At 71.1% G+C, this 13,136-nt stretch carries 15 protein-coding genes; 11 read left to right on the top strand and 4 right to left on the bottom strand.

What is annotated here, in order from left to right; translation table 11 throughout:
* Nucleotides 1-25 precede the first annotated feature (25 nt).
* Both IEZ05_RS21330 and IEZ05_RS21325 read left to right on the top strand, forming a co-directional pair.
* On the top strand, nucleotides 26-511 hold the full coding sequence (locus tag IEZ05_RS21330) for a cation:proton antiporter regulatory subunit (RefSeq protein ID WP_189231791.1): 486 nt from the start codon (nucleotides 26-28) through the stop codon (nucleotides 509-511).
* A 4-nt stretch (nucleotides 512-515) separates the two neighbouring features.
* Nucleotides 516-1,748, top strand: coding sequence for a cation:proton antiporter (locus IEZ05_RS21325; RefSeq protein ID WP_189231790.1), 1,233 nt, complete (start codon nucleotides 516-518; stop codon nucleotides 1,746-1,748).
* 13 nt (nucleotides 1,749-1,761) lie between these two features.
* Here the strand turns inward: IEZ05_RS21325 and IEZ05_RS21320 are convergent, their stop codons facing one another.
* Nucleotides 1,762-2,175, bottom strand: coding sequence for a pyrophosphohydrolase domain-containing protein (locus IEZ05_RS21320; RefSeq protein ID WP_189231789.1), 414 nt, complete (start codon nucleotides 2,173-2,175; stop codon nucleotides 1,762-1,764).
* A gap of 108 nt (nucleotides 2,176-2,283) precedes the next feature.
* Here IEZ05_RS21320 and IEZ05_RS21315 point away from each other — a divergent pair, with 108 nt between their 5' ends.
* Nucleotides 2,284-3,279, top strand: coding sequence for a TAXI family TRAP transporter solute-binding subunit (locus IEZ05_RS21315; protein ID WP_189231788.1), 996 nt, complete (start codon nucleotides 2,284-2,286; stop codon nucleotides 3,277-3,279).
* Here IEZ05_RS21315 and IEZ05_RS21310 read toward each other — a convergent pair.
* Complete coding sequence (locus IEZ05_RS21310) at nucleotides 3,276-4,700, bottom strand: HAMP domain-containing sensor histidine kinase (protein WP_189231787.1); 1,425 nt, start codon at nucleotides 4,698-4,700, stop codon at nucleotides 3,276-3,278. The genes IEZ05_RS21315 and IEZ05_RS21310 overlap by 4 nt on opposite strands.
* 9 nt (nucleotides 4,701-4,709) lie before the next feature.
* Nucleotides 4,710-5,396, bottom strand: a complete 687-nt coding sequence (locus tag IEZ05_RS21305) for a response regulator transcription factor (RefSeq protein WP_189231786.1) — start codon at nucleotides 5,394-5,396, stop codon at nucleotides 4,710-4,712.
* A gap of 325 nt (nucleotides 5,397-5,721) precedes the next feature.
* Between IEZ05_RS21305 and IEZ05_RS21300 the strand changes: the two genes are divergently transcribed.
* From IEZ05_RS21300 to IEZ05_RS21270, 8 genes are all read left to right on the top strand, one after another.
* Nucleotides 5,722-6,498, top strand: a complete 777-nt coding sequence (locus IEZ05_RS21300; RefSeq protein ID WP_189231785.1) for an amino acid ABC transporter ATP-binding protein — start codon at nucleotides 5,722-5,724, stop codon at nucleotides 6,496-6,498.
* A gap of 97 nt (nucleotides 6,499-6,595) precedes the next feature.
* Complete coding sequence (locus tag IEZ05_RS21295; protein WP_189231992.1) at nucleotides 6,596-7,432, top strand: glutamate ABC transporter substrate-binding protein; 837 nt, start codon at nucleotides 6,596-6,598, stop codon at nucleotides 7,430-7,432.
* 84 nt (nucleotides 7,433-7,516) lie between these two features.
* The gene (locus IEZ05_RS21290; RefSeq protein ID WP_189231784.1) at nucleotides 7,517-8,182 is read left to right on the top strand and encodes an amino acid ABC transporter permease; all 666 of its coding nucleotides are present in this window, start codon (nucleotides 7,517-7,519) and stop codon (nucleotides 8,180-8,182) included.
* A complete protein-coding gene (locus tag IEZ05_RS21285; protein WP_189231783.1) occupies nucleotides 8,179-9,084 on the top strand; it encodes an amino acid ABC transporter permease in 906 nt (301 codons plus the stop codon). Before IEZ05_RS21290 ends, IEZ05_RS21285 begins: the two co-directional genes overlap by 4 nt.
* A gap of 175 nt (nucleotides 9,085-9,259) precedes the next feature.
* Nucleotides 9,260-10,891, top strand: a complete 1,632-nt coding sequence (locus IEZ05_RS21280) for an FAD-dependent monooxygenase (RefSeq protein ID WP_189231782.1) — start codon at nucleotides 9,260-9,262, stop codon at nucleotides 10,889-10,891.
* A 178-nt stretch (nucleotides 10,892-11,069) separates the two neighbouring features.
* Nucleotides 11,070-11,117, top strand: coding sequence for a hypothetical protein (locus tag IEZ05_RS37095; protein WP_309506048.1), 48 nt, complete (start codon nucleotides 11,070-11,072; stop codon nucleotides 11,115-11,117).
* Between the two features lie 77 nt (nucleotides 11,118-11,194).
* Entirely contained in the window at nucleotides 11,195-11,740 is a 546-nt protein-coding gene (locus IEZ05_RS21275) for a cupin domain-containing protein (protein ID WP_189231781.1), read from the top strand.
* Nucleotides 11,737-12,129, top strand: coding sequence for a rhodanese-like domain-containing protein (locus tag IEZ05_RS21270; RefSeq protein WP_189231780.1), 393 nt, complete (start codon nucleotides 11,737-11,739; stop codon nucleotides 12,127-12,129). Before IEZ05_RS21275 ends, IEZ05_RS21270 begins: the two co-directional genes overlap by 4 nt.
* 97 nt (nucleotides 12,130-12,226) lie before the next feature.
* Here the strand turns inward: IEZ05_RS21270 and recX are convergent, their stop codons facing one another.
* Entirely contained in the window at nucleotides 12,227-13,135 is a 909-nt protein-coding gene (gene recX, locus IEZ05_RS21265) for a recombination regulator RecX (protein WP_189231779.1), read from the bottom strand.
* Between the last annotated feature and the right edge of the window lies 1 nt (nucleotide 13,136).

The raw sequence follows: 13,136 nt of genomic DNA, 5'->3' as shown, positions 1-13,136 counted from the left end.
TGCAGGACGACTGAGGGGAAGACTCGTGTCCGCTCCACGCCTGAGGGCGACGCCGCTACCGGGTATCGGGGTCCAGTACGACCTGGTGACCCGGGAACACCGCCATCTCTCGGTGGTGGCGCACCGCGACGGCGCCCGCACGGTGAACGTGTACCGGGCCGACGACCCCGACTCCTGCGCCCACTCGCTCCGGCTCACCGGGCAGGAGGCGGGTGCGCTGATCGACACGCTGAAGCCGTCCCACCACAGCGCGAGCCTGCTGTACACCACCGATCTGGGGCTGGTCGCCGAGCGGATCGAGGTGTCCGCCACGTCCCGCTGGAACGGGCGGGTGCTGGGCGACACCCGGATGCGCACCGACACGGGCGCGTCCATCGTGGCGGTGCTGCGCCGGGCCGAGGCGATTCCGTCGCCCGCGCCGGACTTCCGGCTGTCCGGTGGTGACATCCTGATCGTCATCGGCACCCGTGAGGGCGTCGACTCGGCCGCGGCGATACTCGGGCAGGAGTGAGCCGGTGCACTCCGCGGTTCTGCTGATCGAGTTCGGTTCCATCATCCTGGGGCTCGGGCTGCTCGGCCGGTTCGCCGGCCGCTACCGCCTCTCCCCCATCCCGCTGTACCTGCTGGCCGGCCTGGCCTTCGGCGAGGGCGGGCTGCTGCCGCTCGGAGCGAGCGAGGAGTTCGTGGCGACCGGCGCCGAGATCGGCGTCATCCTCCTGCTGCTGATGCTCGGCCTGGAGTACACGGCCGGTGACCTGGTCACCAACCTGAAGTCGCACTATCCCGCCGGTCTGGTCGACTGCGCGCTCAACGCGGTGCCCGGTGCGGTGGCCGCGCTGCTGCTGGGCTGGGGTCCGGTGGCCGCCGTCGTCCTGGCCGGCGTCACATGGATCTCATCGTCCGGTGTGATCGCGAAGGTCCTCGGTGACCTGGGCCGGGTCGGCAACCGGGAGACCCCGGTGATCCTCAGCGTGCTGGTCCTGGAGGACCTGGCGATGGCGGTGTACCTGCCGATCGTCACCGCGCTGGTGGCCGGCGCCGGGCTGATGACCGGCAGCATCACGCTGGCGGTCGCGCTGGCCGCCGCCGGGCTGGTCCTGTTCGTGGCGGTCCGCTACGGCCGGCTGATCTCCCGGTTCGTCTCCAGCGACGACCCGGAGAAGCTGCTGCTGGTGGTGCTGGGCCTGACGATCCTGGTCGCCGGCGTCGCCCAGCAGCTCCAGGTGTCGGCCGCGGTCGGGGCGTTCCTGGTGGGCATCGCGCTGTCCGGTGAGGTGGCAGAGGGCGCGCACACGCTGCTGAGCCCGCTGCGGGATCTGTTCGCCGCCGTCTTCTTCGTCTTCTTCGGACTGCACACCGATCCGGCCAGCATCCCGCCGGTCCTGCTGCCCGCGCTGGCGCTGGCCCTGCTGACCGCCGTGACGAAGATCGCGACGGGGTACTGGGCGGCGCGGCGTGCCGGGATCTCCGTCAAGGGCCGCTGGCGCGCGGGCGGTGCGCTGGTGGCGCGCGGCGAGTTCTCCATCGTCATCGCCGGACTGGCGGTGTCGGCCGGGATCGAACCGTCCCTGGGCCCGCTGGCCACGGCCTACGTGCTCATCCTGGTCGTCCTCGGCCCGCTCACCGCCCGCTTCACCGAGCCGCTGGCGATGCGCCTGTTCCGCCGCCGCGACAACCCCGACCGGCCCGCGGACGTGTCCGACGGGACGCCTCGGCCCGCGGAGGCGGAGGCGTCGGTGGGCGACTGAAGCAGATCGGGCGTCAGGCGTCCGGCGCCCCGGAATCCCACCCCTGCCGGCGCAGTACGCCCGTGACGTCCGGGGCCTCGTAGTGGTCGCCCTTGAGCACCTTGCCGTCGGTTCTGCGGCTCACCCGGCCGTCGGGGCCGAGCTTGGTCATGTTGGAGCGGTGGACCTCGGCGATCACCGCGTCCAGGTCGATGCCGTGGACGAGGGCCGTGCCGTAGGCGACGTAGACCACGTCGGCCAGTTCGTGCGCGAGCCGGTCGAGCGGGCCGGTCACCGACACCTCGGCGACCTCCGCGGCCTCCTCGGCGAGCAGCGCGCCCCGCTGGGCGGCCAGGGCCGGCTCGACCTCCGTCGGCGTGCTGCGGGCGTCCAGGCCGAAGGCCAGGTGGAAGGCGCGGACCAGGTCGGCGGGCGAGGAGCTGCTCATGCCGACGACTGTAGCGAGCGGCACTGACACCGCCGCTCGCGCCCGCCCGGCCCCGCCGTGTGAGCCCGGCCCTGGTCAGCGGGGATGCGGACTGGCAGGATCGCGCGCATGTCCACCATGTTCTCCCGCGCCGGCAGCCGCCGGGCCCTCACCGGCGCGGCCGCCGGTGTCGTCGCCCTGGGGCTGTTGCTGTGGTGGCTGCTGCCCCTGGGCGAGAAGCCGCCGAGCGGGACGATCACGTTCAGCACGGGCACGCGCGCCGGGGTCTACCAGAAGTACGGCGAGCTGCTGCGCACCGAGCTGCGCAAGGACATGCCGGGCCTGAAGGTGCGGCTGATGACCAGTGCGGGGTCGCAGGAGAACGTCGAGCGCGTGGCGTCCGGGGAGGCCGACTTCACGATCGCCGCGGCCGACGCGGTGGAGACGTACAAGATCGCCGACCGCGCCGGGGCCGACCGGCTGCGCGGTGTCACCCGGCTCTACGACGACTACGTGCAGCTCGTCGTCCCGACCGGCTCGGACATCCAGTCCGTCGCCGATCTGCGGGGCAAGCGGGTGGCCATCGGGCTGCCGAACTCCGGCGTGCGGCTGATCGCCACCCGGCTGCTGCGGGCCGCCGGCATCGATCCCGAGCACGACATCACGCCACGGTCGGACGGCATCGACACCGGTCCCGGGCGGCTGGGCCACGAGATCGACGCGTTCTTCTGGTCGGGCGGACTGCCGACGGACGGACTCAAGCAGATAGCCGAGATGTCCGCCTTCCGGTTCGTGCCAATAGGTGACGACCTCGTCGCCAAGCTGCACGAATCCGGCGGCGCGACCCGGTACTACCGCTCCACCAACATCCCGGAGTCGGCGTATCCCACCGTCCAGAACGGTGCCGTGGTGCCGACGATGGCGGTGTCGAACCTGCTGATCACGCGCGCCGACATGGATCCGCGGCTCACCGAGTGGCTGACCAGGGCGGTCCTCGACAGCCGCGACGGCATCGGCGCGCACGTGCACTCCGCCCAGCTGGTGGACGTGCGGACGGCGATCTACACCGACCCGCTGGAGCTGCACGAGGGCGCCCGGCGGTACTACCGGTCGGTGAAGCCCTAGGGCTGTCCGGGCCTCTTGCGCGCCCCCGTCCTCGGCACCGTGACCGTCACGGTCAGCCCGTGCGGTTCGTGGTGGCCGAAGGAGATCGAGCCGTCGCCCGCCGCGAGCAGCGCCCGGCAGATGGACAGGCCGAGCCCCGAGCCCTTGATGTTCTGGTGCCGGCCGCTGCGCCAGAAGCGGTCGCCGACACGCGCGAGCTCCTCGTCGGTCAGACCGGGCCCGTTGTCGGTGACCTCGACGGTGGCGGTGGTCCCGGTGGAGGTGACCGTGACCCGGACGGTCTCGTCGGGCGGCGTGAACTTCACCGCGTTGTCGATGACCGCGTCCAGGGCGCTGGAGAGCGTCACCGGGTCGGCCCAGCCCGTGGTCGGCGGGCAGTCCCCGACCAGCCGTACGCCCTTGGCCTCTGCGGTCGGTGACCAGGCGGCCAGCCGTTCGGCGGCCAGCGCGCCGATGTCGGTGACCTTGAGGTCGGCCTCGCTGTGCTCGGCCAGCGCCAGGTCGAGCAGGTCGTCCAGGACCCGGGCGAGGCGTTTGCCCTCGGTCTGGACGGAGGCGATCTCCTCGTTGCCCTCGGGCAGTTCGAGCGCGAGCAGTTCGATGCGCAGCAGCAGTGCGGACAGGGGGTTGCGCAGCTGGTGCGACGCGTCGGCGACGAAGGCGCGCTGCTGCTCCAGCACGTCCTCGACGTGGTCCGCCATCTCGTTGAACGATCTGGCCAGGCGCCTGAGTTCCGGTGGTCCCCCGGACGGTGCGACCCGGGACTTCAGTCGTCCGGTGGCGATGTCGTGGGTGGTGGCGTCGAGGACGCGTACCGGCTTGAGCACCCAGCCGGTCAGCCGGAGCGCGGCTCCCACGGCGAGCAGCATGGCGGCGATCTCACCGGCTCCGATGACGAGCCAGCCGCGCAGGGTCCGGGAACGCATCGCGCCGGTGGGCGAGTCGGTGACCACCACCGCGACGACGTCTCCGTCCCGGATGACCGGCGAGGCGACCACCAGCCGGCCGTCCTCCCACGGCCACACCTGCTGCGGATCGTGGCTGCGGCGGCTGAGCAACGCCTCGTCGAAGGCGGCGCGCACCTCACCGGTCTGGGGGAGGAACCAGGTCGTCGGCGCGTTGGCCATGGGGATCTGGTTGCGGTAGAAGACGCCCGCCCGGATGTCGTAGACCTCGTAGTAGCTGGTGAGCTCGGCCTGGAGGGTCTCCAGGCGCTCGTCCGTCGTGACCGGTCGGGAGCCGCCCGGCGCGGACTCGGTGACGAACTGGGCGAGCGCCGCGAAGCGTGCCGTGTCGTCGATGCGGTCGACGACGACCTGCTGCTGTTCGGCGCGGGCGACGCTGATGGCGAGCGGAACGCCGAGGGCGAGCAGCACGGCCGCCATCAGCACGATGAGCAGCGGAAGCAGGCGTGTGCGCACCCGGACCCGCTACGCGGTGGGGGCGACGAGGCGGTAGCCGACGCCTCGTACGGTCTCGATGAGTGCCGGCATCCGCAGCTTGGCGCGCAGGGAGGCGACGTGCACCTCCAGGGTGCGCCCGGTCCCCTCCCAGCTCGTGCGCCAGACCTCGCTGATGATCTGCTCCCGGCGGAAGACCACGCCGGGACGCTGCGCGAGCAGGGCGAGGAGGTCGAACTCCTTGCGGGTGAGCTGGACGGCCGCGCCGTCGACGGTGACCTGGCGCGTCGGCAGGTCGATGAGCACGGTTCCGAGGCGCACCACGGTCTCGGCGGTGCCCGGGGCGTCCTCGTGGGCGGTGCGCCGGCTGACGGCGTGGATCCGGGCGAGCAGCTCGCCGGTGTCGTACGGCTTGACCACGTAGTCGTCGGCGCCGAGGTTGAGGCCGTGGATGCGGGAGCGGACGTCGGAGCGGGCGGTGACCATGATCACCGGGGTGCTGGTGCGCTTGCGGATCTTGCCGCAGACCTCGTATCCGTCCTGGTCGGGCAGGCCGAGGTCGAGCAGGACGACGCCGAAGCAGTCGCCCTCGGGGACGAGCGCCTGGAGCGCCTCCTCGCCGTTGCGCGCGTGGGTGACGTCGAAGCCGTGCCGGGCAAGGACCGCGGACAGGGCGGCGGCGACGTGGTTGTCGTCCTCGACGAGCAGCAGTCTCATCCGGGCCTCCTTCGGTTCATCGGCCGTACGATCGGGACGGGTACAACGGGGCGGTACGACAGGACGGGTGCACGGCGTGTGCAGGGCGTGTGCACGCGCGCGCGTGCCCTGTGCAGTGACGCCGATGGAGGGGGACGGCGTCAAGAGGGTTCCGGTTGCGGATGCTCGAAGTTATCCGGCCGATATGCTCCCTGCTCATCCGAGCTACGACCCGTGTCCGATTGCTATCGGATCGTGATGCTCAGATTCCCCTCAGATGTAGAGACGCAGGTCGTCAGGCGTTACTACTGTCCTCCGAAACCGAGGAGGACGGAGCCCGAAAGCGATGACCGAAGTATCGGTGGCCAAGGAAGACGTGGCCGCGACCGGCGAACTGGTCGTGCTGAGGAATGTCAACAAGCACTTCGGCGCGTTGCACGTGCTCCAGGACATCGACCTGACGATCACCCGCGGCGAGGTCGTCGTGGTCATCGGGCCCTCCGGGTCCGGTAAGTCCACCCTGTGCCGCACCATCAACCGCCTGGAGACCATCGACTCCGGCACGATCGCGATCGACGGCAAGCCGCTTCCCGCCGAAGGCCGTGAACTGGCCCGGCTGCGCGCCGACGTCGGCATGGTCTTCCAGTCCTTCAACCTGTTCGCGCACAAGACCGTGCTCGAGAACGTCACCCTGGGCCAGGTCAAGGTCCGCAAGGTCGACGCCAAGAAGGCCGAGGAGAAGGCCCGGGCCCTGCTCGACCGGGTCGGCGTGGGCGCCCAGGCGGACAAGTACCCGGCCCAGCTCTCCGGTGGTCAGCAGCAGCGTGTCGCTATCGCGCGTGCGCTGGCCATGGACCCGAAGGTCATGCTCTTCGACGAGCCGACGTCGGCTCTCGACCCCGAGATGATCAACGAGGTCCTGGAGGTCATGCGGCAGCTCGCCCAGGACGGCATGACCATGATCGTGGTCACCCACGAGATGGGGTTCGCCCGGTCCGCCGCCAACCGCGTGGTGTTCATGGCGGACGGCCGCATCGTCGAAGAGGCCGCGCCGGACCAGTTCTTCAGCAATCCGCGCAGCGACCGTGCCAAGGACTTCCTGTCGAAGATCCTCCACCACTGACGCAGTACGGCTCCGACGTCCGCGTCGCCGCTCGGGCTCCAGCCGGCCGGGCGCCTCTCGCATCTGATCGTCTGATCACAGTCAAAGGATGTTCACCATGAAGCTCCTCAAGGTCACCGCCGCCTCGGCCACCGTCCTCGCCCTCGCCCTGACCGCCACCGCGTGCGGTGGCGACGACGACAGCGGCGACAGCGGTTCCGGTGGTGGCAAGAAGATCACCATCGGCATCAAGTTCGACCAGCCGGGCCTCGGCCAGAAGACGCCTGACGGCTACTCCGGCTTCGACGTCGACGTCGCCACGTACGTCGCGAAGAAGCTCGGCTACACCGAGGACCAGATCGAGTGGAAGGAGTCGAAGAGCGCCGACCGCGAGACCATGCTGCAGCGCGGTGACGTCGACTTCATCGCCGCCACCTACTCGATCACGCCCAAGCGTGAGGACAAGGTCGACTTCGCCGGCCCGTACCTGCTCGCCCACCAGGACGTGCTGCTCCGCGCCGACGACGACAAGATCAAGGCGCCGGAGGACCTGAACGACGCGAAGCTCTGCTCGGTCACCGGCTCGACCTCGGCCCAGAACGTCAAGGACAAGCTGGCTCCCAAGGCCCAGCTGCAGAACCTCCCGACGTACTCCGCCTGCCTGAACGGTCTGCAGACCGGAGCCCTGGACGCACTGACCACGGACGACTCGATCCTCGCCGGTTACGCCTCGCAGTCGCAGTTCAAGGGCAAGTTCAAGCTCGGCGGCTTCAAGATGACCAACGAGAACTACGGCATCGGCGTCAAGAAGGGCAGCGACCTCAAGGCGAAGATCAACGACGCGCTGGAGGCCATGGTCGCCGACGGCTCGTGGCAGAAGGCCGTGGACGCGAACCTCGGTCCGGCCAACTACAAGAACGAGCCCGCGCCGAAGATCGGCGACGTCAAGAGCTGAGGCAGCGCCTGACAGGGTGCGCCGCCCTCCGGAAGGGGCGGCGCACCGGGGCGGGCTTCCCTACACGCGAAAGCGCGGGAGATCGTGTTCGACTTTCTTGAGGATTACGACCTGCTGGGAGCCTTCTGGACGACGGTGCAGCTCGCTGCGCTCTCGGCCGTCGGCTCCCTGATCTGGGGCACCTTGCTGGCCGCCATGCGGGTGAGCCCGGTGCCGCTGATGCGCGGCTTCGGGACCGCGTACGTGAACATCGTGCGGAACATCCCGCTGACCGTGATCATCCTGTTCGCGTCGCTGGGCCTGAACCAGACCCTGGGCATCAGCCTCGGCTCCGACGACATCGATACGATCAACTTCCGGCTCGCTGTCCTCGGCCTGATCCTCTACACTTCTTCCTTCGTGTGCGAGGCGCTGCGCTCCGGCATCAACACGGTGCCGGTCGGTCAGGCGGAGGCGGCCCGGGCGATCGGACTCAGCTTCGGCCAGGTGCTCCGGCTCGTCGTGCTGCCGCAGGCGTTCCGCTCGTCCGTCGTCCCGCTGGCGAACGTACTGATCGCCCTCATCAAGAACACCACGGTGGCCGCCGCCATCGGTGTCGCCGAGGCGGCGTTGCTGATGAAGGAGATGATCGAGAACGAGGCGCAGCTGCTGCTGATCTCCGCGGTCATCGCCGTCGGGTTCGTGATTCTGACGCTGCCGACCGGCCTGATCCTGGGCTGGGTCGGCAAGAAGGTGGCGGTGAAGCGATGAGCTCCGTTCTCTACGACGCCCAGGGCCCCCGCGCCAAGCGTCGCAACATCCTGTTCAACGTCGTCTTCGTCGTCGTCCTTGCGGCGCTGCTCTGGTGGGTGTTCAGCACGCTCGCCGACAAGGACCAGCTCGAGTGGGCGAAGTGGAAGCCGTTCTTCTCCGGTTCCGAGGCCTGGTCCACGTACATCTGGCCCGGTCTGGAGAACACGCTGAAGGCCGCCGCGCTCGCAGTGGTCATCGCGCTGCCGCTCGGTGCGGTCCTGGGCATCGCCCGTCTGTCGGACCACGTCTGGGTCCGCGTTCCGGCCGCGATCATCGTGGAGTTCTTCCGGTCCATCCCCGTGCTGGTCCTGATGATCTTCGGTCTGGCCCTGTTCGCCGAGTACACCAACGTCAGCTCGGACGACCGTCCGCTGTACGCGGTCGTCACGGGTCTCGTGCTGTACAACGCCTCGGTCCTCGCCGAGATCGTCCGCTCCGGCATCCTGGCCCTGCCCAAGGGCCAGGCCGAGGGCGCCATGGCGATCGGTCTGCGCAAGGGTCAGGTGATGCGGCTGGTCCTCCTGCCGCAGGCGGTCACCGCGATGCTGCCGGCCATCGTCAGCCAGCTGGTCGTGATCGTGAAGGACACCGCCCTCGGCGGCGCGGTGCTCACCTTCCCCGAGCTGCTCTCCTCCGCCAACACGATGAGCGCCTACTACGGCGCCAACACCATCGCCAGCTTCACCGTGGTGGCCCTCATCTACATCGCGCTCAACTTCGCCCTCACCACGTTCGCGAGCTGGCTGGAGCGGCGACTGCGGCGGGCCAAGAAGTCGACCGGTGCGGTGCTCAAGGTGGACGACGCCGGTACGCCCGGACCGCCGGCGGCCGGCACGGGAATCGGCGTGGCCAAGACCTGACGCTCAGTCAAAGTGTGCGACCATCACGGAGGCAGTGGCATGATCGCCACTGCCTCCGTCGCTTGACGCAAGCAGCGGCAATAGGTTGCATACGTTCTGTGACCGTGCACCCTGCTCCAACTTCCTGTTCACCTACGTCCCCCGGGACGCCGTCACAGGCAGGGGGCATCGCACCGTGGACCCGGTGATCATCGCCGGAGCGGGGCCCGTCGGGCTCGCGCTCGCCCTGGCGCTGGCCCGTCAGGAAGTGCCCTGTGTCGTCCTCGACGAGGGCCCGGGCAAGGACGAGCCGCGCCCCGCGCGCACCGTCGTCCTGCGCGAGGACGTCGTCGCCCTCGTCGAGAGACTGACCGGCACCTCCCTGGACGAGGCGGGTTTCCCTTGGGCCGGATGGCGGTCGATGCGGCGCAAGCAGGTGACGCGCGAGGTCGCGTTCGACGACGCCGACCCGGCGCCGCTGCACATCGCCCAGCACGTGCTCACCGGTGCTCTGCGCACCGCCCTGGCCCACGAGCCCCTCGTGAAGGTCGCGGTGGACAGCCGGCTGGACGGCGTCGAACAGGAGACGTCCGGCGTCACCGCCCACACCCGCGGCCCCAAGGGCACCTGGTGGCGCGGCAGTTACCTGGTCGGCTGCGACGGTCCCCGCTCGACCGTGCGCAAGCTCCAGGACATCCGCTTTCCCGGCCGTACGGCGGTGGAACGATACGCCGTCGCCGCCCTGCGCACCGAACTCCCCTGGACCGACGAGGCACTGCTCCACCGGGCGCCGCCCTGGCGGACGACCGGCCCGTCGGGCGGCGAGATCGTCGGCCGTCCCCTGCCGGACGGCGTGTGGCGCCTGGACTGGCTGCTGCCGCCCGGCAAGGACCTGGTCACGCCCGAGCTGCTGGTGAACCGGGTCCGGGAGACCCTCACGGGCTGGCGGGCCGGGGCCACTCCGTCGTACGAACTGCTCGACACCGGCGTCCACACGGTCCACCACCGGCTGGCCCGTCGCTGGCGGGTGGGCCGCGTGTTCCTCGCCGGGGACGCGGCGCATCTGCTCGGCGCGCTGGGCACGCAGGGTCTCGACGAAGGGCTGCGGGACGCCGACAACCTGGCCTGGAAACTCGCCCTGGCCTGGCACCACGGGCCCCACGAGGCGCTGCTCGACAGCTACCAGAAGGAGCGGCGCACGGCCGTCGCGGGGCGGTTGCGCGCCGCCGACCAGGTACTGCCGCTGCTGCGCGGCGGCGGGGGCCTGCGGTCCTACGTCCCCGGCTCGGCCCGCGGTCACGACGCGCTGCTCGCCGACGGTCACCTGGGGCGTGGGGCCCTGGGGGCGCCGGGGGCGTACGTCGATTCGCCGCTCATGCCCGCGCCCCTCGACGGCGAGGTGGCCGTCGGTACGGCGCCGGGAACTCCTGTCACCGACGTGCGGGTCACGGCGGAGGACGGCACGTTCGTGCGGCTGCGGGACCGGCTGGGGCGCGGTGCGCTGCTGGTGGTGCTGATCGCGCCGGGCACGGGTGTGTGGGACCGCAAGCACTGGGTGACCGCCGGCGTCATGCCGCGGCTGGCGGCGGCGGTGACGGCGCTGCCGCACCATGCCGAGCTGCTGGTCGCCGAGAGTTACCCGGGGGCCGCGGCACACACGGTGCTGCTGGTCCGCCCCGACGGCGATCTGGTCACGGCGCTGAACGGGGTGCGCCCGGCCGACCTGTACACGGCGGCGGAGGCGGCGCTGGGCGGGGCGAGGAAGGCGGCCGCGGAGGCGGGAGCCGGGGCGGAAGCCGGGGCCGGAGCTGCTGCCGGGGCCCGTTGAACGGCCGCCCGGTGGGGATCGCCCTCGGCCGGAGCGGGCGGTGGTTCGGTGGGCGGTTCCGCGATCGTCGGCCGCTGTCCGCCGTCCGCATGGTGACGGTGAGTTGACCGGCCCCCGCCCTCATGGTCTACTCCGGAACGTGACCGACACCGACGTGCGCCTGTGGCGGAGGGTCCATATGGACCTCGTCCGCTATGCGGGCTGCGTGTGTCGTCCGTCCTGCTGACTTCGCCTCCCTCCCTTCGCGCGCCCCGCTTCGCCGTGCCGCCGCGCGCCTCCTCGCGAACTTCCAGGACGGTACCCGTGTCTGTGTCCTCCCCTGCCCCCACCCCCTCCTCGACGGCCACGAGCGCGCCCGCGCCGACTCAGGCCGACCTCCTCGACTTCGTCCAGCGCATCGCCGACGACGCCGCACTGATCGCATCGCTTCCCCTCGACCCCGAGGGCCGTACCTGGGTGCGGCTGGAGGGGCCCGGCGGGAGCGAGGCCTGGCTGATCGGCTGGCCGCCCGGCACGGGCACCGGCTGGCACGACCACGCCGAATCGGTGGGCGCCTTCGTGACCGCGGCCGGCGAGCTCAAGGAGAACGCGCTCGCCGCCCGGCTGCCCACCGACGGCTGGAAGACGCTGGAACTCACCGACGGTGTGGACCGGGAGCGTCGTCTGCCCGCCGGGAAGGGGCGCGCCTTCGGGCAGCATCACGTCCACGAGGTGCTCAACGAGTCTCCCGACCGACACGCGATCTCCGTCCACGCCTACTACCCGCCCCTGCCGCGGATCCGTCGCTACAGTCGCAGCGGCCAGGTCCTGCGCCTGGAGGAGGTCGAGCGCCCGGAGGACTGGCAGTGAGCGAGCCGATCGGAATCGACACGGTGCTGGAACGGGTGCGCCAGGGCTACACGCGCATCGAGCCGCGCGCGGCGTACGACGCTGCCGAGGCCGGTGAGGCCTTGCTGGTCGACATCCGGTACGCCGCCCTGCGGGACGCGGACGGTCTGATCCCGGGCGCCCTGGTGATCGAGCGCAACGAACTCGAGTGGCGCCTGGACCCGCAGGGGAGCCACCGCGTTCCCGAGGCCACGGGCCACGATCTGCGTGTCGTGGTGGTGTGCAACGAGGGCTACGCCTCCAGCCTTGCCGCGGAGTCCCTGCACCGCCTGGGCCTGCACCGAGCCACCGACCTGGTCGGCGGCTTCCAGGCGTGGCGGACGGCGGGACTGCCGGTGGCCGTGCCGTAGCCCGTCCGGAGTCAGAGGCCGGAGGGGCGGTACAGCGGTGCCGTGTCCGCGTTGCCCCGGACGACGCCCCCACCCCCGCGGGCGGCGTCGTGTCCGGTCAGAAGCCCTCGTCGCCGAGGAACTCCGTGTCCTCGCCCTCCTCTTCCAGCGCCTGCCGGACCACCCGCAGGGCCATGCCCTCGGGGTAGCCCTTGCGGGCCAGCATGCCGGCGAGGCGGCGCAGTCTCTTGTCGCGGTCGAGGCCGCGGGTGGCGCGCAGCTTGCGGGCGACGAGGTCCCGTGCGGTCTCCTCCTCCTGCTCGGAGTCCAACTGGGAGACCGCCGCGTCGATGAGGGTGGAGTCGACGCCCTTGGTCCGCAGTTCCCGGGCGAGAGCGCGCCGGGCCAGTCCGCGGCCGTGATGCCGGGATTCCACCCAGGCGTCGGCGAAGGCGCTGTCGTTGATCAGGCCGACCTCCTCGAACCTGGACAGCACCTCCTCCGCGGCCTCGTCCGGGATCTCCCGTTTGCGCAGGGCGTCGGCGAGTTGCTTGCGGGTGCGCGGGGTCCCGGTGAGCAGGCGCAGGCAGATCGCCCGTGCCTGCTCCACCGGGTCCCGCGGAGGCTCCCCCTTCTCGGCCCTCGACGAGGAAGTGGCACCTCCGTCCTCGGTGAACGGCTCCTCGCCCTCGCGCCGACGGCGCCCGCGGGAGCCGCCCGCCCCACGAGCCCGGCCGCCGCCTCGACGTGCCCCGTCGCCGCGGCGTGAACCGTCACCGCGGTACGGCTCGCCGGTGTCGTGCGGCCCGGAAAGGCCGCCCCTGCCGTCCATGCCGTCCATGCCGTCCACGGCGAAGCGTGTGTCCGTCCCGTACGGAGCCGCCGCCGCTCCGTACGCGTCGTCGTCCGCCCCGTGTCCGTCGCCGTCCGCCCGGGCGGGGCCCGCGTCACCCGGTCTCCGCCGCTCACGCTCCCGCGCGGCGGCGTCCGGGTAGGCGTACTCGGCCCAGTCGGTTCGTCGTGTCACG

It is taken from the genome of Streptomyces flaveolus (assembly GCF_014648815.1).
Classification (GTDB): domain Bacteria; phylum Actinomycetota; class Actinomycetes; order Streptomycetales; family Streptomycetaceae; genus Streptomyces; species Streptomyces flaveolus.
This window is presented reverse-complemented; position numbering and strand designations above follow the sequence as displayed.